General features: G+C 72.2%; 17 protein-coding genes and 1 tRNA gene. 11 read left to right on the forward strand and 7 right to left on the reverse strand.

Annotated features, from left to right (window positions below; all coding sequences use genetic code 11):
* Positions 1–40: 40 nt before the first annotated feature.
* Positions 41–3,469 (reverse strand): SUKH-4 family immunity protein, encoded by a 3,429-nt coding sequence (locus ABTY62_RS05270; RefSeq protein ID WP_352128018.1) that lies wholly within the window; start codon positions 3,467–3,469, stop codon positions 41–43.
* A 5-nt stretch (positions 3,470–3,474) separates the two neighbouring features.
* Positions 3,475–4,452 (reverse strand): SMI1/KNR4 family protein, encoded by a 978-nt coding sequence (locus ABTY62_RS05275; RefSeq protein ID WP_352128019.1) that lies wholly within the window; start codon positions 4,450–4,452, stop codon positions 3,475–3,477.
* A gap of 254 nt (positions 4,453–4,706) precedes the next feature.
* Here ABTY62_RS05275 and ABTY62_RS05280 point away from each other — a divergent pair, with 254 nt between their 5' ends.
* Together ABTY62_RS05280 and ABTY62_RS05285 are read left to right on the forward strand one after the other, a co-directional pair.
* Positions 4,707–5,255, forward strand: a complete 549-nt coding sequence (locus ABTY62_RS05280; protein WP_352128020.1) for a YwqJ-related putative deaminase — start codon at positions 4,707–4,709, stop codon at positions 5,253–5,255.
* Between the two features lie 29 nt (positions 5,256–5,284).
* Entirely contained in the window at positions 5,285–5,764 is a 480-nt protein-coding gene (locus tag ABTY62_RS05285; RefSeq protein WP_352128021.1) for an SUKH-3 domain-containing protein, read from the forward strand.
* A 112-nt stretch (positions 5,765–5,876) separates the two neighbouring features.
* Here ABTY62_RS05285 and ABTY62_RS05290 read toward each other — a convergent pair whose 3' ends face one another.
* Positions 5,877–7,388, reverse strand: coding sequence for a sensor histidine kinase (locus ABTY62_RS05290; RefSeq protein ID WP_352128022.1), 1,512 nt, complete (start codon positions 7,386–7,388; stop codon positions 5,877–5,879).
* A gap of 221 nt (positions 7,389–7,609) precedes the next feature.
* Between ABTY62_RS05290 and ABTY62_RS05295 the strand changes: the two genes are divergently transcribed.
* The 6 genes from ABTY62_RS05295 to ABTY62_RS05320 all read left to right on the forward strand — a co-directional run bounded on the left by ABTY62_RS05295 (position 7,610) and on the right by ABTY62_RS05320 (position 12,491).
* Positions 7,610–7,682 (forward strand) — tRNA-Gln (locus ABTY62_RS05295).
* Positions 7,683–7,793: 111 nt separating this feature from the next.
* On the forward strand, positions 7,794–9,269 hold the full coding sequence (gene glmU / locus ABTY62_RS05300; RefSeq protein WP_352128023.1) for a bifunctional UDP-N-acetylglucosamine diphosphorylase/glucosamine-1-phosphate N-acetyltransferase GlmU: 1,476 nt from the start codon (positions 7,794–7,796) through the stop codon (positions 9,267–9,269).
* Between the two features lie 71 nt (positions 9,270–9,340).
* A complete protein-coding gene (locus ABTY62_RS05305; protein WP_352128024.1) occupies positions 9,341–10,315 on the forward strand; it encodes a ribose-phosphate diphosphokinase in 975 nt (324 codons plus the stop codon).
* Between the two features lie 267 nt (positions 10,316–10,582).
* Positions 10,583–11,167: a 50S ribosomal protein L25/general stress protein Ctc gene (locus tag ABTY62_RS05310; RefSeq protein WP_352128025.1), complete on the forward strand. Its 585-nt coding sequence runs from the start codon at positions 10,583–10,585 to the stop codon at positions 11,165–11,167.
* Positions 11,168–11,315: 148 nt separating this feature from the next.
* Positions 11,316–11,906 carry an aminoacyl-tRNA hydrolase gene (gene pth, locus ABTY62_RS05315; protein ID WP_352128026.1) on the forward strand — a complete coding sequence of 197 codons (591 nt, stop codon included), beginning with the start codon at positions 11,316–11,318 and terminating at the stop codon, positions 11,904–11,906.
* A 66-nt stretch (positions 11,907–11,972) separates the two neighbouring features.
* Positions 11,973–12,491, forward strand: a complete 519-nt coding sequence (locus ABTY62_RS05320; RefSeq protein WP_352128027.1) for a hypothetical protein — start codon at positions 11,973–11,975, stop codon at positions 12,489–12,491.
* Between the two features lie 153 nt (positions 12,492–12,644).
* On the opposite strand, the gene ppc is transcribed toward ABTY62_RS05320, so the two are convergent.
* Complete coding sequence (gene ppc, locus ABTY62_RS05325; protein WP_352128028.1) at positions 12,645–15,365, reverse strand: phosphoenolpyruvate carboxylase; 2,721 nt, start codon at positions 15,363–15,365, stop codon at positions 12,645–12,647.
* Positions 15,366–15,651: 286 nt separating this feature from the next.
* Here ppc and ABTY62_RS05330 point away from each other — a divergent pair, with 286 nt between their 5' ends.
* From ABTY62_RS05330 to ABTY62_RS05340, 3 genes are all read left to right on the forward strand, one after another.
* Positions 15,652–16,632 (forward strand): acyl-CoA desaturase, encoded by a 981-nt coding sequence (locus tag ABTY62_RS05330; protein ID WP_352128029.1) that lies wholly within the window; start codon positions 15,652–15,654, stop codon positions 16,630–16,632.
* Positions 16,632–17,330: a TetR family transcriptional regulator gene (locus ABTY62_RS05335; protein WP_352128275.1), complete on the forward strand. Its 699-nt coding sequence runs from the start codon at positions 16,632–16,634 to the stop codon at positions 17,328–17,330. The genes ABTY62_RS05330 and ABTY62_RS05335 overlap by 1 nt, the downstream gene beginning before the upstream one ends.
* Positions 17,331–17,411: 81 nt before the next feature.
* Positions 17,412–17,873: a hypothetical protein gene (locus ABTY62_RS05340; protein ID WP_352128030.1), complete on the forward strand. Its 462-nt coding sequence runs from the start codon at positions 17,412–17,414 to the stop codon at positions 17,871–17,873.
* 1 nt (position 17,874) lies between these two features.
* Here the strand turns inward: ABTY62_RS05340 and ABTY62_RS05345 are convergent, their stop codons facing one another.
* The 3 genes from ABTY62_RS05345 to ABTY62_RS05355 form a co-directional block, all read right to left on the reverse strand.
* Complete coding sequence (locus ABTY62_RS05345; RefSeq protein WP_352128031.1) at positions 17,875–18,747, reverse strand: hypothetical protein; 873 nt, start codon at positions 18,745–18,747, stop codon at positions 17,875–17,877.
* A 134-nt stretch (positions 18,748–18,881) separates the two neighbouring features.
* Positions 18,882–19,634, reverse strand: coding sequence for an HNH endonuclease family protein (locus ABTY62_RS05350; RefSeq protein WP_352128033.1), 753 nt, complete (start codon positions 19,632–19,634; stop codon positions 18,882–18,884).
* The gene (locus ABTY62_RS05355) at positions 19,631–21,025 is read right to left on the reverse strand and encodes an AAA family ATPase (RefSeq protein ID WP_502997404.1); all 1,395 of its coding nucleotides are present in this window, start codon (positions 21,023–21,025) and stop codon (positions 19,631–19,633) included. The genes ABTY62_RS05350 and ABTY62_RS05355 overlap by 4 nt, the downstream gene beginning before the upstream one ends.
* Positions 21,026–21,048 lie beyond the last annotated feature (23 nt).

Here is a 21,048-nt window from a genome sequence, read left to right on the forward strand (position 1 = left end):
TCGGTCCTGATGTTCTGGCGCTGTTCGCCTCAGAGTTCGCTCAGAGCAATCCGTCCCACATCTGCTCCAGCAGCACCGACCACCAGTTGTCCGGCGAGGACAGCGCCGCCGGGTCCAGGCAGGCCAGCTGCGCCTGGAAGTCGACCGTCCAGCGGCCGGCCTGCTCCGGCGTCAGCCCGAACCGCAGCCGCCACATCCGGCCCAGCAGGGCCAGGCAGCGGACGAAGTCCGGCAGCGAGGAGTTGACGAACTGCGGCGGCACGGACGTGCCGCCGGGGCCCGCCTCCACCGGCACCGCCACGATGTGCGCCGTGCCGTACTGCACGCAGAGCTGACGGCCGAAGTCATTGCCCATGACCAGGTACGAGCCCGAGTCCGGCGCGGGCTGCACCCCGCGCTCGGCGGCCAGCTCGGCCAGCGTCGGCACCGGGCGGCCCTGGTGGGCCTGCGCCCAGAAGAACGGCCCGAAGTCCATCGGCAGCCCCGCCCAGACCAGCGTCTGCGCGACCACGTCCGGCACGCCCATCCGCGACACGGCCCGCTGGTCGAAGCGGAAGATGCCCTGCGGGCCGAACGACTGGAGCAGTTCCTGTGCCAGCAGCTCCGGCGGCACCGGGGGCACCCGCTGCACCTGGCTGGGGTGCGGCAGCGGCACCCGGTTGGGGGCCGGGCGGGCCGGGCCGTCCGCCACCTGGTGCAACTCGCCCTGATGCTCGATCAGGTGGCGCACGCCCTGCTGACGCGTCGCGTGGTCACGCCCGTACGCCGCCGTGTGGCTGATCCGCACCTGCGGCCAGGTCTCCTTGATCATCCGTGCGCAGTAGCCGCCGGGCAGATCGCAGGACTCCAGCTCGGTGTGGAGCTCCAGCACTTGCTGCGGCGGGACGTTCATCCCGCGTAGCTCGTGCAGGATCTGCCACTCGGGGTGCGGGGTGCCCGGCGCGGAACGGCGGATGAGCTGCTGTTCGGAGCCGTCCTGCGCGCGGTAGCGCAGCACCGCCATGTAGCCGGGGCCGACGGTCGGCTGACCGGCCGGCGGCGTGGGGTAGGCGTACGCGCCACCGGGCGGGGGCATGCCGGGGCCGGGCATGCCGGGGCCGGGCATGCCGGGCGGGGGCGTACCCGGGCCGGGCATGCCGGGCGGGGGCGTGCCGCCCGCGAGCATCGTCGCGGCCGCGTGCACCCCACCGGGAGCACCGGGCTGACCGGGGCCGGGGCCGGGACCCGGGCCGGGGCCGCCGGGGTAGCCGGGGCCGGGCGGCGGGGGCGGCGTCGGCGCACCACCGGGGCCGGGCACGCCGGGCTGGCCCGGGGCGCCGGGCACGCCGGGCGCGCCAGGACCACCGGCCAGCATCGTCGCCGCCGCATGCACCCCACCAGGAGCACCAGGCACACCAGGAGCGCCGGGCGCACCCTGGGCACCGGGCGGACCGGGGAAGTTGGCGGCGGGACCGGGCGGAGGCGGCGTCTGGGCGCCCCCGGCCCCGGGCACGCCCGGCGGACCGGGCGGCTGCGGACCCGACACACCGGGCTGGCCCGGGACACCGGGAGCACCGGGCGGGCCGGGCGGCTGCGGGCCGCCCGCCCCCGGCGCGCCGGGCACGCCGGGCGCGCCAGGACCACCGGCCAGCATCGTCGCCGCCGCATGCACCCCACCAGGAGCACCAGGCACACCAGGAGCACCCGGGACGCCCGGCGGAGGCGTCGCGCCCCCGCCAGGGGCGCCCGGAGTCGGCGGCGGAGGCGGCGTCTGCGCGCCACCAGGGGCACCGGGAACACCCGGGGCACCTGGGGCGCCAGGGGCGCCGGGCGGCGTCGCGAGGCTCTCGGAGTCGAGCGCCGAGACCAGTTGGGTCGGTACGTACCCTCCGGCCGGCGCGCCGGGGGCACCCGGGCCGGACGGCGGCGGAGTCGGGGTCTGCGGCCCCGGGGCCGGACCGGCGCCGGGAGCGCCCGGCACACCGGGCGGCGGCGGGGGCGGGGGACCGCCGGGCATCGCCCCGGGAGGTGCGGAGGGCGCCCCGGGGACGCCCGGGCCCCCGGCCGGCGCGCCCGTCGGGGGCGGCATGTCGAGGGCCGGCGCGAGGGCGGTGGGCGGCAGCGCGCTGCCCGCCGACATCAACTCGGTCTTGGCGTCCGGCCGCACGCCCGGCGCCGGGGTGTCCTCGTCGTCCGAGCCCGCGAGCGGCGGGGCGAAGACCGTGACGGGCGGGGCGACCGAGCGGTCGTTGTCGTCGCCCCCGGAGTTGGTGTCGGCGCCCGCCCACGGCGTGCCGCCGGCCGGTGTCGCGGGGGCGCCGGGGGCCGCGGAGCCCGCCGGGGTGGCCCAGGGGCTCCCGGCACCGGGCTGCCCACCGTGAGAGGCGTCGTCCGAAGGCCGCGCGCCCGCTCCGGCGCCGGGGACGCCCGAACCGGACCCCGGCCAGTCGTCCGCCCCGCGGTCGGCCGAACCGCCGCCGTACGAACCAGAACCCGAACCCGCAGCCGCCCCCGCGCTGGAACCAGCCGCGCCAGAACCCGGCCAGTCATCCGCCCCGCGGTCGGCCGAACCACCGCCGTACGAAGCAGATGCCGCCGAGGCCGACGCAGGCGCCGCCTGCGACCCCGGCCAGTCGTCGACCGGCTCCGGGTCACGACCGGCGGAGCCGCCCGCCGCGGACGCTCCGGCTCCGGAACCCGCCGCGCCGGAACCCGGCCAGTCATCCGCTCCGCCGCCGGCCGAACCACCGCCGTACGAACCCGAACCCGGCCCCGCAGCCACGCCGGAACCCGGCCAGTCGTCCGCCCCACGGTCGGCCGAACCACCGCCGTACGAACCCGACGCCGCCGCGGCCGACACCGCCGAGGCCGACGCCTGCGACCCCGGCCAGTCGTCCGTTCCCGTTCCCGTTCCCGGCTCGCGGTCGGCGGGCCCGCCCGAGGCCTGCGACCCCGGCCAGTCGTCCACCGCCGCCGGCTCACGGTCGGCGGAGCCGCCCGCCGAGGCCGCCGCCGCACTCGCGTCCGTGCCGGTGCCCGCCCCGGCGCCCGCCCCCGTCCCGGAGTCCGCCGTGGAAGCGCCGCTGCCGCCGCTCGACCGCTGGTCGGGGATGCCCCTCGCGTCCGCCGCCTCCTGTAGCCAGTCGGGCGGGGTCAGCAGGAAGGACGTCGCGTTCAGGTCGATGCGCTGGGGCCGCGCGCCCGTGTTCTCCTGGCGGCCGCCCGAGGCCCCGTACTCCTCCTCGTACCGGCGGATGACCTCGCCCACCGGCAGCGCGGGCCACAGGGACGTGTCCCCGCTGTCGCGGGCGATGACCAGCCGGGCGCCGTCGGCGGGCGCGTCCGAGACGGGGCCGTCCGCGCGGTCCTCGGCCCAGGCCACGAAGCCCAGGTCGAACTCCCGCACCCGCACCTCGCGCTGCTGGTAGCCGGGCACATCGCCGTTGATCCAGAGCTCCGCGCGCTCCTGCGCCTGAGCGAAGGTCACCATCGCGCTCACCCCTCCACCGGGACGGCGTACGCGAAGCCGCCCTCCACCATCAGGTTGGCCACGGTCTCCAGCTCCGGCGGGTTGCCCGCGAGCCGCAGCAGGAAGGCGTCGAAGTCGTCGCCGCACGGGAGCATCAGGTGGTCGACCCGCTCCTGCACCGTCCAGCCGTCGCGGTCCCGCGCGTCGTCGTACGCGCAGAACCACACCGAGCCGGCCGCGTCGCCCTTCACCTTCACCGCGATCACTCCGCCCTGGACGAAGCCGACTCCGAGGAAGTCCTTGGTGAAGTGGTCGCGCAGGCACTTGTTGACGTACACGAGGTCGTTGACCGCGGCCTCGTCGCGCACCGTGAAGAACGGCTGGTCGACCAGGAGCCCGAGCTCCGGGTCCAGCGCGGCGCCGACGGGCGCGCAGCCGCCCGCCGCCTTCAGGAAGGCGCGGTACGCGCCGGGCAGCCGGTAGCCGAGGTCCTCCTCGACGCCGAGCACCTGCTCCTCGGTGACCGACAGGCCGCGCTTGGGCAGCGTGAAGTGGACCGGACGGGTCTCCTGGAGCGGCCGGGTGCCGCGCTTGTCCTGGTCGACGGCGGCCGTGGCGAGCCCGGCGTGGTGCCGCAGCAGCGCCTTCACCTCCACCGGGATCAGCTCCAGGCGGCGGGTGCCGACGACGTGGTGCCAGGTCCAGCCGTGCGGGGTGGCCACGCTCGACGCGCCGTCCCACAGATCGTGGCCGACGGCGTGCTGTGCGGCGTTGGCGGACACGAAGTCGGTCAGCCGCAGTTCGTCGACGCCGAACCCCTCGGGCGGCTCGGCGATTTCGGCCGCCGCGCGCGCATAGGGCGCAAAGTCTGGATAGCCCTTTTCGTCCACTCGCACGCCCTTGGGGTGCCGGGCGGCCCTCACCGGATCCGGGAAGTGCACGACCTGCCCGGCGTAGGCCGTGTTCGGTGGCGCGGCGTGCTGCCCGAGCCGACCTGTCGTCATGGCGGATGCCCCCTGCTGCTGCTGGCTACTACGGACAGACTATGCGGTACCGCGACCCCGGACCCCGTCGCGCCCGGACCGCATGACCGGCCCCGGCCGGCGGGCGGACCGCCGACCTCCGGCCCGACCTGCACCGGTCTCCCCGGACTTTCGCACCACGCGCCACATTTGGCAGGCTGATCTTCGCAACCGGGGGGATTGCGCGGGGATTGCGCGCGAATTGCGCAGGGAGGAAACGGGAGGGAACACAGGAGATGCACACCACTCCGAACGGCCACGACGGCGCCGAGCCCGGACAGAGCGACCCACGGCTCAGCTGGAGCGAGACCGACGGCGCCGACGGGCCGCCGCCGCTTGTGCACCGCCGCGACGGCATCCTGCCGACCGTCGCCGCCGCGCTCTCCGTCCGCGGCCAGACCCTCACCTCCACCGCGAGCAAGGGCGACCAGCCGCCCCCGCTGCACCCGCTGGTCCAGGACTTCCTGGACACGCTCACCAGCGCACAGCGCGAGCGGTTCACCGGCCGCTGCCCGGAGGCGATCCTGCTGTCCCGCCATCTGACCGGCGTCGAGGCGAACCGCTCCAAGCGCGCCGCCCGCAAGCCGCTCACCCATGGCGAGGCCCGCCGCGCCTTCAAACACGCCAAGATCACCACACGCCGGATCCGCGAGGCCGGCGATCCGCGGCACGGCGGCTACGCCCCGCCGTGCCGGTCCTGTGTGCCGCTACTGGCCCACTTCGGCGTACGGACCGTGGGGCACGAGCCCGGGGCCGGGGCCGCGGCGGGCCCGGTGAGGGGCTGACGTTGGACACATCCAGACGCGTACGAAGCATGGACTCGACCCGCTTCGCCGTCCCCGTCGACGCCGCCCTGCGCGAGGCGGGCTGGCAGCCGGGGCGCCGTAACGTCCACCAGGCCGAGGTCTGGGCGGACACCCTGCGCGCCCACACCTCGCCGGCCGGGCATCTGCACGCCATCTTCCCGGCGGCCGTCGAGGCGTGGGCGGAGTTCGGGGGCCTGCACGTGATCCCGCCCGGGGCCGGGCGGCACATCGCGCCGACGCCGTTTCACCTCGATCCGCTGCACGGTCTGCATCTGGCCCGGACCCTGGGCGACCTGGGGCGGGCGCTGGGCACGGAGCTCTGCCCGCTGGGCGAGGAGGCCGACGGACAGGCGTTGTTGACCATCGACGCGGAGGGCCGGGTGTACAGCCTGGACCACACCGGGGACTGGTTCCTGGGCCCGGACATCGACGCGGCGCTGACGGCGTTGGTGACGGGGGTGCAGCCGCAGCGCCTGCCGCGCGGGTAGCGGCTCGGCGGGCGGCGACTCTGAGGAATCACCTACACTTTCGAGCCAATTTCGAGCAGGGGCAAACAGGGCGGAAAGCCTCATTCGCCCCTGCCTCGCCATGCGCTCCGCCCTATGCGCTCTTCGCCCGCTCGGCGCCCCGGTCCCACGCCGGGAGATCCACGCGGCCGTTGCCCGCACGATCCGGCGCGCCATCCGCCGTACGGTCCGGGATGACCGCCGAGACCCGGAAGCCGCCCGACTCCGTGGCCCCCGACACAAAGCCGCCGCCGAGCGTCGTCACCCGCTCCTTCATCCCCAGCAGGCCGTTGCCGCCGCTCGGCAGCCCCGCGTCCGCCGCGCCCCGCTCCGAGGGGCCGTTCTCCACCAGCACCGCGACCTCCGAGGGCCGGCGGGCGAGCCGGACCCGCGCCTTAGCGCCCGGCGCGTGCTTGTGGACGTTGGTCAGGGCCTCCTGCACCACGCGGTACGCGGTCTGCTCGACCCGGGGGGCGTAGCCGCGCTCCTCCCCCTCGACCGACAGCTCGACGACCATCCCGGCCGCCCGCGACTGCCCGACCAGGGTCTCCAGCTCCGCCAGCCGCGGTCCGCCCGCGACGCCGGCGGGCGCCCCGGCCGGCCCCGCGCCCCCGGCCGTACGCGCGCTCCCCGCGCCCTCCGCGCCCGACGCCCCGGCCGCCTCCGCCGCGGCCGACGCCGCGGCGGCCACCGCCGCCAGCGGCACCGGCTGCTCGTCCCGGCGGGCGCCGGCCGAGGCCGGGGCCCGCTGGCCGACGTCCTGGGAGCGCAGCACGCCGAGCATCTGCCGCAGCTCGGTCAGGGCCTGGCGGCCCATGTCGCCGACCAGCGCCGCGTTCTTCGCGGCCTTCTCCGGGTCCTTGAGGGCGACCGCCTGGAGGGCCGCCGCGTGCACCACCATCAGGCTCACCCGGTGGGCCACCACGTCGTGCATCTCCCGCGCGATGCGGGTGCGCTCCTCGTTACGGGCCCACTCGGCCCGTTCCTCCGCGCGGTCCGCCAGCAGCGACAGCTCGCGCTCCAGGCCGTCCGCCCGCTCCCGCAGGCTCTCCACGAGCCGGCGCCTGGCCCGTACGTACAGCCCGAGCAGGATGGGCGGCGCGGTAAGACCCAGCGACATCACCACCGCGACCAGCGGGATCACCCACACGGTGGAATCCGCGCCGCTGCCGCCGGTGCGGTGCATGTCCTCCTGGAAGCGGATGGTGGAGATGATGAGCGTGCCCACGCCCGACATCCCGGCCAGCACGGCCGTGATCCGGCGCGGCACCTCGGAGGAGGCCAGGGTGTAGAGGCCGACGATGCTGAGCATGAGGCCCATCTCCGCGGGGGTGACCGCGATCGATATGAGCACCACGGCGATCGCCCAGCGCCGCCGCAGCAGCAGCGTGGCGCCGACGACCAGCCCCATCGCCACTCCGGCGGCGACCGGGATGCGCGCGTCATGGGCGAAGGCGACGCCCTCCGCGGCGCACTCGACCGCGGACAGGACGGCGATCACGATGTCCAGCACCATGCTCCGCCGCCGCGGCCACCACCACGGCCCGGCGGGCGCGCCCCGCGCGCCCGCCGTCTCGGCTTCCCCCGTATCCCCCGTCGAAGTCATACCGACAGACTACGGCCGGATGCGGGCGGTTTGACCCGGGACACGAGGGCCGGAGCGCGCTCGGCCCGGGGATCTCCGCCATGTGATTCGCGCAACGCGGCTTGTGATCTGTCTGGCGCAGCGGGGGGCTCTACCGTCGCGTCGAGGGCGGTCGGTACGGCATAGTGGTGGAGGCCAAGTCGGCCACCCCCACCAGGTGTCCGACTTTGACCGATTTACCATCCCCTGTGGTGTAATCAGGCAGCACACCGGTTTTTGGTACCGTTTGTCAAGGTTCGAATCCTTGCAGGGGAGCTCGTATTCCGCCCCCCGATCTTCCGACCGGGGACCCACCCTCGTTTCCGCCCCGAAACCTCTCGGTATCCTGCGGGTGTCCACCCCGAGCCGAGCCCGAAGGGCACATCCGTGAGCGTCAACCGCCCGGCAGCCGTCGTCGTCCTCGCAGCGGGTGAGGGCACCCGCATGAAGTCGGCGACTCCCAAGGTCCTGCATGCGATCTGCGGCCGGTCCCTCGTCGGGCATGTCGTCGCCGCCTCCCGCGAGCTCTCCCCCGAGCACCTGGTGGTCGTCGTCGGCCACGCCCGCGAGCAGGTCACCGCCCATCTCGCGGAGATCGACGCCGAGGTGTGCACCGCCGTGCAGCACGAGCAGAACGGCACCGGGCACGCCGTCCGGATGGGGCTCGAGCAGCTCACCGAGAGCACCGACACCACCGACAGCCGGGTCGCCCTGGACGGCACCGTGGTCGTCGTCTGCGGGGACACCCCGCTGCTGACCGGCGAGACCCTGCGCCGCCTCTCCGAGACCCACGCCACCGAGGGCAACGCTGTGACCGTCCTCACCGCCGAGGTTCCCGACGCGACCGGCTACGGCCGGATCGTGCGCGACGGGGCGAGCGGCGCGGTCACCGCGATCGTGGAGCACAAGGACGCCACCGACGCGCAGCGCGCGATCCGCGAGATCAACTCCGGGGTCTTCGCGTTCGACGCCCAGCTGCTGATCGACGCCCTGGGCAAGGTGCGGACCGACAACAGCCAGGGTGAGGAATACCTCACCGATGTGCTGGGCATCCTGCGCGAGGCTGGGCACCGCGTCGGCGCCTGTGTGGCGGGCGACCACCGCGAGATCGTCGGCATCAACAACCGGGTGCAGCTCGCCGAGGCGCGCCGGCTGCTCAACGACCGGCTGCTGACCCGGGCCATGCTCGACGGGGTGACCGTCGTCGACCCGGCCACCACCTGGGTGGACGCCACCGTCACCTTCGAGCCGGACGCCGTGGTACACCCCGGCACCCAGCTGCTGGGCGCCACCCACCTCGCGGCGCATGCCCAGGTCGGCCCGAACTCCCGGCTCACCGACACCACCGTCGGCGAGGGCGCGACCGCGAGCTTCACCGTCGCCGAGGGCGCGGAGATCGGCCCGGCCGCGAGCGTCGGCCCGTACGCGTATCTGCGCCCGGGCACCCGGCTGGGCGCCAAGGCCAAGGCGGGTACGTACGTGGAGATGAAGAACGCCCGGATCGGCGAGGGCACCAAGGTGCCGCACCTCTCCTACGTAGGCGACGCGACCATCGGCGAGTACACCAACATCGGTGCCGCCAGCGTGTTCGTGAACTACGACGGCGTCAACAAGCACCACACCACCATCGGCAGCCACTGCCGTACCGGAGCGGACAACATGCTTGTGGCTCCGGTCACGATCGGGGACGGCGCCTACACCGCCGCCGGCTCGGTCATCACCAAGGATGTGCCCCCGGGCTCGCTCGCTGTCGCACGCGGCCAGCAGCGGAATATCGAGGGTTGGGTCGCCCGTAAGCGTCCCGGAAGCGCCGCCGCGAGGGCCGCCGAGTCGGCCCACGAGGAGGCCGCGGGCGAGGGATGACCCGCGCACGGGTGCGCCGTGCGGGGCGTACGGTGATAAGCGCATCAAAGTGACATCCAAGGAGACTTGCTGTGACCGGGATCAAGACGACCGGCGAGAAGAAGCTCATGCTCTTCTCCGGCCGCGCCCACCCCGAGCTGGCCGAGGAGGTCGCCCACGAGCTGGGCGTCAGCTTGGTCCCGACCAAGGCATTCGATTTCGCGAACGGCGAGATCTACGTCCGTTTCCAGGAGTCCGCGCGAGGCGCCGACTGCTTTTTGATCCAGAGCCACACGGCTCCGATCAATAAATGGATCATGGAGCAGCTCATCATGGTCGATGCGCTGAAGCGGGCCTCCGCGCGCTCCATCACCGTGATCGTGCCGTTCTACGGCTATGCCCGCCAGGACAAGAAGCACCGCGGCCGTGAGCCCATTTCGGCCCGGCTGATCGCCGACATGCTCAAGACCGCGGGCGCCGACCGGATCCTCACGGTCGATCTGCACACCGACCAGATCCAGGGCTTCTTCGACGGCCCGGTCGACCACCTCTTCGCGCTGCCGGTGCTCGCGGACTACGTGGGCGCCAAGGTCGACCGCGACAAGCTGACCGTGGTCTCCCCGGACGCGGGCCGGGTGCGCGTCGCCGACCGCTGGTGCGACCGGCTCGGCGCCCCGCTGGCCATCGTGCACAAGCGCCGCGACCCGGACGTGGCCCACCAGGTCACCGTCCACGAGGTCGTGGGCGATGTGCGGGGCCGGGTCTGCGTCCTGGTCGACGACATGATCGACACCGGTGGCACCATCTGCGCCGCGGCGGACGCGCTGTTCGCCAACGGCGCGGAGGACGTCATCGTGACGGCCACCCACGGCGTGCTGTCCGGCCCGGCCGCGGACCGGCTGAAGAACTCGAAGGTGAGCGAGTTCGTCTTCACCAACACCCTGCCCACCCCGAACGAGGTCGAGCTCGACAAGATCACCGTGCTGTCGATGGCGCCAACCATCGCCCGCGCGGTCCAGGAGGTCTTCGAGGACGGCTCGGTGACCAGCCTCTTCGAGGAGCACTGATGACCGCCGGCGACTTAGGGCCCGCCGCCCCGAGCGCCCGCCGACCGATCTGAGGCCACCCCGCGAGGGGTGGCCTCAGCCATGTGCCGAGGCATGCGCCCCGGGACGGTAGAATTGCCGGGTTGCTCGGCGAGGGAAGCTGTGTGCGGTGATGCACGCGGCTCGTCCGTTATCGACGCGCTCTTCGTAGAGATGGTCTGTCGTGGGCCGGGTGACGGCCGTCAGATCCGCTTTCAGCGGCATACAACGACTACGAGGAGTGCAGCCATGGCTGAGGTCAAGATTTCCGCCAAGAACCGTGCCGAGTTCGGCAAGGGTGCCGCCCGCCGCGCCCGCCGCGAGGGCCTGGTCCCGGGTGTGGTGTACGGCCACGGCTCCGAGCCCGTCCACGTCAACCTGCCGGGCCACGACCTGATGCTCGCGCTCAAGACCCCGAACGTGCTGCTCAGCCTCGACGTCGAGGGCAAGAAGGAGCTCGTCATCCCCAAGGCGGTCCAGCGCGACGCCATCAAGGGCTTCCTCAAGCACGTGGACCTGCTCCTGGTGAAGCGCGGCGAGAAGGTCACCGTCGAGGTCCCGATCCAGACCGAGGGCGAGCTGGCCCCCGGCGGCAACCTGCTCGAGCACGTGCTGAACGCGCTGCCGGTCGAGGCCGAGGCCACCCACATCCCGCAGGCGGTCACCGTCTCCGTCGCGGGCCTGGACGCCGGTCACTCCGTCCTCGCCAAGGACATCACCCTGCCGGCCGGCACCACCCTGGCCGTGGAGGAGGACGCCGTCGTGATCCAGGTCGTCTCCGCCCAGGCCGAGGCCCCGGCCGCCGAGGGCGAGGCCGCGGGCGAGGAGGCGTAACAACGCCCGAGGAGGCGTCACGCGCCGAGGCCTGAGGCCGAGGCGCCACGCCACCCCCTGCCCGTTCCGGCCGCCGTCCCGCCCCTGCCCCGCCCGGGGCCGGGCCCGGGGCGGCGGCCGGTCCTTCACCTCCAGGAGATGAGGTCAGATGACGGACGAAGCCAGCCCCTGGCTCGTCGTGGGCCTCGGCAACCCCGGGCCCGAGTACGCCGGCAACCGCCACAACGTCGGCTTCATGGTGGCCGACCTGCTGGCCGACCGCATGGGCGGTCGATTCAAGGCGCACAAGTCCCGCGCCCAGGTCGTCGAGGGGCGCGTCGGCGCGCCCGGCCCGGCGAGCCGCCGGGTGATCGTCGCCAAGCCCATGTCGTTCATGAACCTCTCGGGCGGCCCCACCACCGCGCTGCGCGACTTCTACAAGGTGCCGGTCGGGCATGTCATCGCCATCCACGACGAACTGGACATCGACCACGGCGCGCTCCGGCTCAAACTCGGCGGGGGTGACAATGGCCACAACGGCCTGAAGTCGATCACCAAATCGCTCGGCCCCGACTACTTCCGCGTCCGCTTCGGGATCGGCCGGCCGCCCGGCCGGATGGACGTCGCGGCCTTTGTGCTGAAGGACTTCTCCGCTTCTGAGCGCAAGGAGTTGGACTATTTCGTGGACCGCGCCGCGGATGCGGTGGAGACGCTGATCGTCGACGGTCTGGAGCGCGCGCAGTCCACGTACAACTCCTGAGAATCCGCCCCCGATGCCCTCGGCGGAGGTTGACCGGCGGGCCAGGGTGTCGCCAGGATCGCGGCCATGTCTTCCACCGGCACGATCAAACGCAGCCGTAAGCGGCGGGCGAGCGAGAGCGCATACGGGCTGCTGCTCGTCACCAAGAACGTGGTGATGGCGCTCCTCGCGCTGTTCGTTCTGGTCGCGGGGGTCTGGTACTCGTGGGCGACCGCCAAGCCGGCGATGTTCACCAAGAACCTCGAACGCGGCACGATCACGGTCGCCGCCTGCGACGACGACTGGTGCACGGGCGCCTTCACGCCCATTGACGGCTCCGGCCATGCCCGCGCGAAGGTGCGGATCGACAAGGCGGTCACCGACGGCCGGGGCGAGCGCCTGCTGGTGGCTCTCAAGCCCGGCTCGGACGAAGCGGTACGGACCGGGATGACCGGAATCCTGCACGCCTGGGTGCCCTTCGCGGGCTCCCTCCTGCTGGCCGCGCTCATGGTCGCGGGTGGCCTCCGCCTCCGCCGCACCGCGTGGGCCCTGGGCCTCACCGGCGCGGCCCTCCTCGCCGCGTCCTTCGCCACCCTGACGTTCTGACGCCCCCAGCCCTCCGCCCCCGGGCGGGGAGGGGAGCAGCACCAATGTGCGGGCCGGGGCGCAGCCCCGGAATGGCCCAACACAAAGACCGCGGCCTGGGCCGCTCCGCGAGGAGCGGCCCAGGCCGCGGTCATCTCGGGTGCGGACCGCAGGTCACCCCGTGTTGCGCAGGCCCGCCGCGACGCCGTTGACCGTCAGCAGCAGGGCCCGGGCGAGCAGCGGGTCGGCGTCCTCGCCGCGCTCATGGGCGGTGCGCTGGCGGCGCAGCAGCGAGACCTGGAGGTAGGAGATCGGGTCCAGGTAGGCGTCACGGACATGGAAGGTCTGCTTCAGCACCGGGTTGGAGTCCAGGAGCTCCGTCTCGCCGGTGATCCGCAGCACCTCCCGCACGGTGAGCTCGTGCTCCGCCCGGATGGTGTCGAAGACGTGCTTCAGCTCGTCCGGCACCAGCGTGTCGACGTAGTGCCGGGCGATCCGCAGATCGGTCTTGGCGAGCGTCATCTCCACGTTGGACAGGAAGTTCCGGAAGAAGTGCCAGTGCTGGTGCATCTCGTCCAGGGCCACGTCGAGCCCCGCCTCGCGGGCCGCCTTGAGCCCGGAGCCGACGCCGAACCAGCCGGGCACGATCTGCCGCGACTGCGTCCAGCCGAAGACCCAGGGGATGGCCCGCAGCCCGTCCAGGCCGGCGCCGGAGTCCGGGCGCCGGGAGGGGCGGGAGCCGAGGTGGAGCTCGGCGAGCTGGTCGACGGGGGTGGAGGCGAAGAAGTACGCGGGCAGGTCCGGGTCCTCCACCAGCGCCCGGTAGGCGCCGTGGGCGGCGTCCGAGACGGTGTCCATCGCGGCGTCCCAGCGGGCCAGGGCCTCGTCGGACTGGCGCGGGGCGGTGTGCAGGGCGGAGGCCTGGAGCGTGGCGGCGACGGTCAGCTCCAGGTTCTCCCGGGCGAGCGAGGGCACCAGGTACTTGTCGGAGATGACCTCGCCCTGCTCGGTGACCTTGATCTCGCCTTCGAGCGTGCCCCAGGGCTGGGCGAGGATCGCGTCGTGGGTGGGGCCGCCGCCGCGGCCGACGGTGCCGCCGCGGCCGTGGAAGAGGCGCAGCCGTACGCCGTGCCGGTGGGCGACGTCGCGGAGCAGCCGCTGGGCGCGGTGGATCTCCCACTGGGAGGTGGTGATGCCGCCGAACTTGGAGGAGTCGGAGTAGCCGAGCATGACCTCCTGGACATCGCCGCGCAGGGCGACCAGCCGCCGGTAGGAGGGGTCGGAGAGCATGTCGTCGAGGAGCTGGTCGGCGATCTTGAGCTCTTCGGTGGTCTCCAGCAGCGGCACGATGCCGATCTTGGCCCAGCCGGCGTGCAGATCGACCAGCCCGGCCTCGCGGGCGAGGACCGCGGCGGCGAAGACGTCGTCCGAGCCCTGGCACATGGAGATGATGTACGACTCGACGATCTCGGGGCCGAACCGCTCGAAGGCCTCGCGGATGGTGTGGAAGACGCCGAGGGTCTTGGCCCCGGCGGCGTCCAGCGGGGCGGGGGTGGGGGCGAGCGGTCGGCGCGAGCGCAGCTCCTTGGCGAGCAGCTTGCGCCGGTAGTCGCGGGGCATGTCGGCGTACCGCCAGGACTCCTCGCCGAGGCGGTCGAAGAGCTGGCCGAGCGCGTGGTGGTGGGCGTCGGCGTGCTCGCGTACGTCCATGGTGGCCAGCTGGAGCCCGAACGCGGCGAGGGTGCGGATGGCGCGCTCCATGCGGCCGTCGGCGATCAGCTGGCCGCGGTGGGCGCGCAGGGACTCCTGGATGAGGTGCAGGTCGGCCAGGAGCTCGGCGGTGCCCAGGTAGTCGCGCCCCGGCTGGTGGGGGGTGCCGCCGGCCAGGCGGGCGCGGGTGTTGAGGAGCTTCTGCCGGACGCAGGTGGCCTTGAGGCGGTAGGGCTCCTCGGCGTTCAGCCGCTTGTAGCGGGGGCTGATCTCGGGGAGCAGCTCCAGGTCGCGCTGGAGGGAGTCCAGCAGTTCCTCGGAGGCGTCGGAGTTGCGGATGGAGCTGGAGAGGGCGGCCCGCAGGTCGTCGACGACGGCGAGGGCGTCGGTGATCCCGTGCTCGTGCTGGAGGATCAGCACGTCCCAGGTCACCTGGGGGGTGACGTTGGGGTTGCCGTCGCGGTCGCCGCCGATCCAGGTGCCGAAGGTGAGCGGGCGGGTGCCGGCGGGCAGCGGGGCGCCGACCCGCTCCAGCTCGGCGGACAGGTCCTCCAGCACATCGCCGACGGCGTTGGCGTGCAGCTCGTCGAGGTAGTAGATGGCGTTGCGCGCCTCGTCGGCGGGCTCGGGGCGGGCCACGCGCAGCTCGTCGGTCTGCCAGAGGAGGTCGATGTTCTCGGCCAGGCGCAGGTCGGTGCGGCGCCTGTCGCCCCCGACGGCGAGGGTGTCGAGCAGCTCGGCGACCCGGCGCAGCTTGTTCAGGACGGTGCGCCGCGCGGCCTCGGTGGGGTGGGCGGTGAAGACGGGGCGGACGTTGAGGTGGCGGACCGTCTCCCGCAGATGCTCGGGGTCGGCGTCCTTGAGCTGGTCGGCGGTGCGGGAGAGCAGGCCGCCCTCGGCGGCGCGCTTGGCGCGCAGCTCGCGGCCGCGGTGGACCTGCTCGGTGATGTTCGCCAGATGGAAGTAGGTGGAGAAAGCGCGTACGAGCTTGGCCGCCGTCTCGAGATCCGTGGAGCCGAGCAGCTCCGCGGCGGCCTCGCCGTCGCTACGGGTGAGAGCGCGGACGCGCTCGACGAGGTCGAGGAGGTCGGGGCCCTCCTGACGGACCAGGGTTTCGCCGAGTAGGTCACCCAGACGGCGGATATCGGCGCGCAGGGCGGCGTTGGTGTTGTCGGCACTGCTCACAGGTGCGGGCTCCTTGCAGTGATCGGGCACTGGTCGGGGGAACGACGGGGCCGAAAACGCCGAGGCACGGCTGCTCCGGACGTGGTGCGGCTCCACCGCGTGGCGCGGCCCCGGGACCCCCGAGCTATCGGCGATGTGCGGACCACGCTGTCCGACGCCACCAGGATAGGCGGCACACCCTCGGGGGAATCCATAGCCCTATTGCCCCGCTTCGGGGCCCTGCCATACTTACGTCGCCGTAGGTTACGGTCCCGTAGCCGTACCCCCGAGCCCCACGAGGGATCCCATGACTGCAAGCCCCGACGTGATCCAAGACGCGCCGAAGGCCCAGGAGCACCCACTTCCCTCCGCCACGCTCGGCGGGGACAGCAAGCGCTCCATCGAACAGATCACCCTGCTGCTGTTCATCACCGTCCCCTTCCTCGCCCTGGCCGCGGCCATCCCGCTGGCCTGGGGATGGGGGGTCAGCTGGCTCGATCTGGCCCTGATGGTCGCCTTCTACTACATCGGCTGCCACGGCATCACCATCGGCTTCCACCGCTACTTCACCCACGGCTCCTTCAAGGCCAAGCGGCCGCTGCGGATCGCGCTGGCGATCGCCGGGTCGCTGGCGGTGGAGGGGCCGCTGGTGCGCTGGGTGGCCGACCACCGCAAGCACCACAAGTTCTCCGACGCCGAGGGCGACCCGCACTCCCCCTGGCGCTTCGGGGAGAGCGTTCCGGCGCTGATGAAGGGCCTGTGGTGGGCGCACATCGGCTGGATGTTCGACGAGGAGCAGACCCCGCAGCACAAGTACGCGCCCGACCTGATCAAGGACGACGCGATCCGCCGCATCTCCCGGCAGTTCGTGGTCTGGACGCTGGTCTCGCTGCTGCTGCCCGCGCTGATCGGCGGGCTGGTGACCTGGTCATGGCAGGGCGCGGCGACCGCGTTCTTCTGGGGGTCGCTCGTCCGGGTGGCGCTGCTGCACCATGTCACCTGGTCGATCAACTCGATCTGCCACGCGGTCGGCAAGCGGCCCTTCAAGTCGCGCGACCGGTCCGGCAACGTGTGGTGGCTGGCGGTGCTCTCGTGCGGCGAGTCCTGGCACAATCTGCACCACGCCGACCCGACCTCCGCCCGCCATGGCGTGATGAAGGGCCAGCTGGACTCCAGCGCCCGGATCATCCGCTGGTTCGAGAAGGCCGGCTGGGCCTATGACGTGCGCTGGCCCAATGAGGCCCGTATCGACGCCCGCCGTAAAGAGGAAACCGCCGAAGCGGCATGATGGGGGGCGTGGCGACCGACAGTAATACCAGCGGTAACAAGGACCGGACGGCCCGCGCCTCCGGATCCGGATCCCGGCGCACCCGCCGGGTGCGGATGACCGGCAAGGAGCGCCGGGAGCAGCTGCTGGACATCGGTCGCACGCTCTTCGCCGAGCGCGGCTTCGAAGCCACGTCGGTGGAGGAGATCGCGGCCAAGGCCGGGGTCTCCAAGCCGGTGGTCTACGAGCACTTCGGCGGCAAGGAGGGGCTGTACGCGGTCGTGGTGGACCGCGAGATGCGCCGGCTGCTGGACATGGTGACCGGGGCGCTGACCGCGGGCCACCCCCGCGAGCTGCTGGAGCAGGCCGCCTTCGCCCTGCTCGACTACATCGACACCTACACCGACGGCTTCCGCATCCTGGTGCGCGACTCCCCCGTCGCCCAGTCGACGGGCACCTTCTCCTCGCTGATCAGCGATATCGCCACCCAGGTCGAGGACATCCTGGGCCTGGAGTTCAAGGCCCGCGGCTTCGACCCGAAGCTCGCCCCGCTCTACGCCCAGGCGCTGGTGGGCATGGTCGCGCTCACCGGCCAGTGGTGGCTGGACGCGCGCCGGCCGAAGAAGGCCGAGGTGGCGGCCCATCTGGTGAATCTGGCCTGGCACGGCCTGGACGGGCTGGAGCCCAAGCCCCGGCTGATCGGCCACCGCAAGTCCTGACCGACTTCCTCACCGGCTGAGGGCTGGTCCGCGCCCCTCCCCCCGGTAGATGATGTGAGCCACGGGGGAGGGGGCTTTCATATGTCCACGGGGGAGCGGTCCGAGGCGCGTAAGAAGACGGTCGGCGCGGGGCCGGGCTTCTGTCATGCGCTGGGCCTGATGGTGCTGGTGATCTCGGAGTGGGTGCGGGCCGATCTGAAGGACGCGACCTCGCTCGCTTCGAGCTCGTATCTGAAAGACATGATCCAGTTCGCGGCCGAGCTGTCCGAGACGGACTGGTACAAGCCCGCCGTGGATCTCTACGACAAGCTCTCCTTCGGTCAGCCGCGCGCCGCCCTGTGGGCGGCCGTCGTCATGGCGCTGGTGGTGCGGCTCAACCGGCACGGCCCGGAAGAGGCCCAGCAGGTGCTGTCCTGGGTGACCGCCGCGTACTGTCTGCTGGCCACGGTGGCCCTGCTGCCGTACCTCGCCGCCCCGGGCGGCGGCGGGCTCTTCCTGCTGCTCGCGGTGAGCGCGGGCGTGGTGAGTGTGGCGACGCTCTGAGTCAGCCCTGGTACACCATGGTGCACAGCAGCGTCCGGCCGCCGTTGACCACCCACGACCAGTAGTACGTACGGTCGCCCTGGACCCGGGCGCAGTCGTACGCGGAGCGGGTCGCCGGGGCCTTGTAGACGCCGGTGATGTGCAGGACCTGGTTGTACCGGGAGGGGACCCGCTTCGCGTCACAGTCCACCGCGGTCATCAGCCCGGCCCGCATCTGCGCCGACTGCCCGCTGCCCGACTGCTTCGCCAACAGGCAGTAGCCCACCTTGAACTGACGGGTCAGGCACAGGGCGATGGTCTGCCCCCGCGAGGTGTACGACATATAGCCGCGGCCCGACCCCTGGGTGCAGCCGCTGCTGCTGGAGCGGACCCCGGTCACCCACATATAGGCGTTGCCCGCGCTGCACCCGACCCGGTAGGGAACCCCGGTGTTGTAGTCGCCGCGGCCGGTGTCGTAGACGGCGAGGCAGTCACCCGGGCTCACCGCCCGGAACGCCTCCGCGGTGGGGTCCGGCGCCGGGGTGGGCGCGGCGGGCTGCTGCGTCCGCACCGACCCGCCCCCTCCCCCGCTGCCGCCGCCTCCGGAGCCATAGCTGGGCGGCGACGAGGTGGGCAGTCCGCTCGGCAGGCCGCTCGGCAGACCACTGGGCACACCGCTGGGTATCCCACTGGGCAGCGACGGCAGGCGCGAGGAGCCGCTGGACGGGAGGGCGCCCGCGAAAGAGGTCTTGTCGTCGTCCTCGACGACCTGCGGCAGCACCAGGACCGCGAAGGCGAGGGCGGCGGCGACCAGAATCCACACGCCCCGCTGCCGCTGCTCCTCGCTGCTGCCTGCGTTCGTACCCGAACCAGCCCCGCCCGACGCGCTGTCCATGGCTCTCCCCCGAGAACGTAAGCCTTGGCCCACCCTGTGTTGTTCAGCACATCCACGGTCTCATGACGCACGGCCCAAGGGGAACGCTGCGGCAAAGCGTGCCTGGCATGTGACCTTGGCCGACTGTGCCGGTGTCAGGCAAGCAGGGCCGCGCGCAGCTCCGGGCGTTGTAATCGATCCAACGTCTCGTCCCCGACCTCAAAGGCGAAGACCGTCCTGGCCTTCGGTAACACCGCCTGCCGAAGCATAAACTGGGCGACATCGGCGAACGGCTGTGCACGGATGGTGCGAACGGCCAGTGCCATCTTGCTTTGGTTCGCCTGCTCCCAGCCGCTCTGCCAGGCATCCAGGCATATGCTCACCACGTCCCGGGCACCGCATCGGGCCTCGGGTAAGTCATCCCTGTTCAGCCCGCACACCTCCAGCGTCGCCCATCCCTTGTCCGACAGCCCGGTGTACTCGCCGTTCGCCAGGCCCAGGTACAGATGCTCGAATGGATCTTCCTGAGTGGGATCGATGAGCAGCGGCTCACCCAGGCTGTCCAGAGGGAAGCGATCCCCCTTGTGGTGGCTGTTGCATGCCGTGCAGGCGAGCAGGTGGTTCAGCCAGTCGAAAGTCCGTAACGGGTTGATCGCCAACGGCTCGAAATGGTCGACATCCGTGCTGAGGTCGTCACAGCAATACATGCAACAACGGTTGCCATGTGCCATCTGGCCCAATAACTCACGCAGCGGGGTGACGAGCTTGCGCCGATGAGTGGTGTGGCTCCACAGCCCGCGCGCGAGGTCGTACCGACCCTCCGGGTCGGCCTTCGTCACTCGTTCGGTGAGCTCCGCCGCGTGAGCCGCCAGTTGTCGAGGCAGCTCGATGCGCTGTATCCGGATCATTCGTCAAAGGCCCCGAGACGCCTTAAGCGGGCCTCCACTTCCGAGACCCTGGTGCGTGGCGAGCTCTTCAGCCGCTCTCTCAGAGCCTCGTGGCGTGCTTCTTCTTCCTGCGTGGCCTGCCCCGTGACCACGCGAGCCTCCAGCGCCACAAGTTCCCGTCGCAGTTCCTGGGCCTCATCCGAGTACGGGGTATCCAGACCGAACAGGTCTGAAAGCGCGGCGTCGTCGCCCGTTCCATAGACGATGCGCTTCCACAGCGCCTCGGATACAACTTCCGGCGGCTTCGGCTCATCGGGCCCTGGCAGCCGGATCAGACCGCGCTCGTCGGCGGCCTGGCAGATGTAGGGGCTGTGCGTGGTCACGATGAACTGGATGGCCGGGAAATGTGCCTTGAGCCACTCCCCGATGCGCCGCTGCCAGGAGACGTGGAGGTGTGCGTCGATCTCATCGATGAGGACCACACCCGAGTGGGGCAGATACGGCTCGGGGCCCTGCTCGCCGTCACGCCACCTGAGATCCAGGTTTCCGTACGCGGAATGCATCCGCCAGACCATGTCGAGGACCAGAGCGACGACGGTGCGGAACCCGTCACTCATCTGGTGCAGCGGAAACATCGCGCCCGCACCGTCGTCCCGGCGAAGCCACGGCCCGTCCGAATCGACTTCAACGATGCGGTAGCCGTCGGGCAGCAGATCATGGTTGAGCAGCGCGATGACGGTATCCAAGAGCTCCTGAGCCCCAGTGCGCCCCTCCATTCGGTAGAGGTGCCCCGCGACCAGCCAGTCGACGGCCTCGGTCAAGGCGGCCTGCTCCTGAAACAGGGTGCGCAGCGCGGCGGCGCGGCTCGCGGCGCCGCGCTGGGCGGCACGGGATTGGCGCTCGTGGTACATCCCGGCCCCGGACAACCTACGGAACGGGCCGTACCCGGCGTGGAACCAGCCCATCGGCGACGAAGACCACAGTGAGCCGGCCTGCCGACCGCCGCTGAACTTCACCTCAGTGGGCATGACGTCGCCCGACTCCGGAAACAGCGCGTCCTCGGGCTTCCACTGGAGCCGAACCTGGAATTCAGGGGTCCGAGACCCGTGCCCCATCGCCTTACCGCTCCCTGGATCCTCTGCGCGGTCGGCCATCAGTACCGCCGTGAGCGAGGCATGCTCCCGGCCCTCCGACAACCAGCCCTCCAGCTCCGCATCCAACTGGGCGGCCCGCCGGTTTCCCGCGAGGCACAGCGCGATGGCACGCAGTAACGTGGTCTTGCCCGAGCCATTGCGCCCGGCCAGCACCGTCCACCCGGCGTAGCCGCCGTCTGGCCGGGTGAAGTCGAGATCCACGGTGCGCGGCCCGTGGAACCCACGGACACCGTCGAGCCGTAACCCCGCCACGTACACCGACTCACCCTTTCTCGCTGCTA

Source organism: Streptomyces sp. NPDC097640 (assembly GCF_040302705.1).
Taxonomy (GTDB): Bacteria; Actinomycetota; Actinomycetes; order Streptomycetales; family Streptomycetaceae; genus Streptomyces.

What these genes read in the sequence shown, in the direction of transcription:
- ABTY62_RS05275 (WP_352128019.1), bottom strand. Translation starts at nt 4,452, where the DNA reads ATGACGACAGGTCGGCTCGGGCAGCACGCCGCGCCACCGAACACGGCC.
- ABTY62_RS05320 (WP_352128027.1), top strand. Translation starts at nt 11,973, where the DNA reads ATGTCTTCCACCGGCACGATCAAACGCAGCCGTAAGCGGCGGGCGAGC.
- ABTY62_RS05330 (WP_352128029.1), top strand. Translation starts at nt 15,652, where the DNA reads ATGACTGCAAGCCCCGACGTGATCCAAGACGCGCCGAAGGCCCAGGAG.
- ABTY62_RS05335 (WP_352128275.1), top strand. Translation starts at nt 16,632, where the DNA reads ATGGGGGGCGTGGCGACCGACAGTAATACCAGCGGTAACAAGGACCGG.
- ABTY62_RS05310 (WP_352128025.1), top strand. Translation starts at nt 10,583, where the DNA reads ATGGCTGAGGTCAAGATTTCCGCCAAGAACCGTGCCGAGTTCGGCAAG.
- pth (WP_352128026.1), top strand. Translation starts at nt 11,316, where the DNA reads ATGACGGACGAAGCCAGCCCCTGGCTCGTCGTGGGCCTCGGCAACCCC.
- ABTY62_RS05350 (WP_352128033.1), bottom strand. Translation starts at nt 19,634, where the DNA reads ATGATCCGGATACAGCGCATCGAGCTGCCTCGACAACTGGCGGCTCAC.
- ABTY62_RS05270 (WP_352128018.1), bottom strand. Translation starts at nt 3,469, where the DNA reads ATGGTGACCTTCGCTCAGGCGCAGGAGCGCGCGGAGCTCTGGATCAAC.
- ABTY62_RS05345 (WP_352128031.1), bottom strand. Translation starts at nt 18,747, where the DNA reads ATGGACAGCGCGTCGGGCGGGGCTGGTTCGGGTACGAACGCAGGCAGC.
- ABTY62_RS05290 (WP_352128022.1), bottom strand. Translation starts at nt 7,388, where the DNA reads ATGACTTCGACGGGGGATACGGGGGAAGCCGAGACGGCGGGCGCGCGG.
- ABTY62_RS05285 (WP_352128021.1), top strand. Translation starts at nt 5,285, where the DNA reads ATGGACTCGACCCGCTTCGCCGTCCCCGTCGACGCCGCCCTGCGCGAG.
- ABTY62_RS05340 (WP_352128030.1), top strand. Translation starts at nt 17,412, where the DNA reads ATGTCCACGGGGGAGCGGTCCGAGGCGCGTAAGAAGACGGTCGGCGCG.
- ABTY62_RS05280 (WP_352128020.1), top strand. Translation starts at nt 4,707, where the DNA reads ATGCACACCACTCCGAACGGCCACGACGGCGCCGAGCCCGGACAGAGC.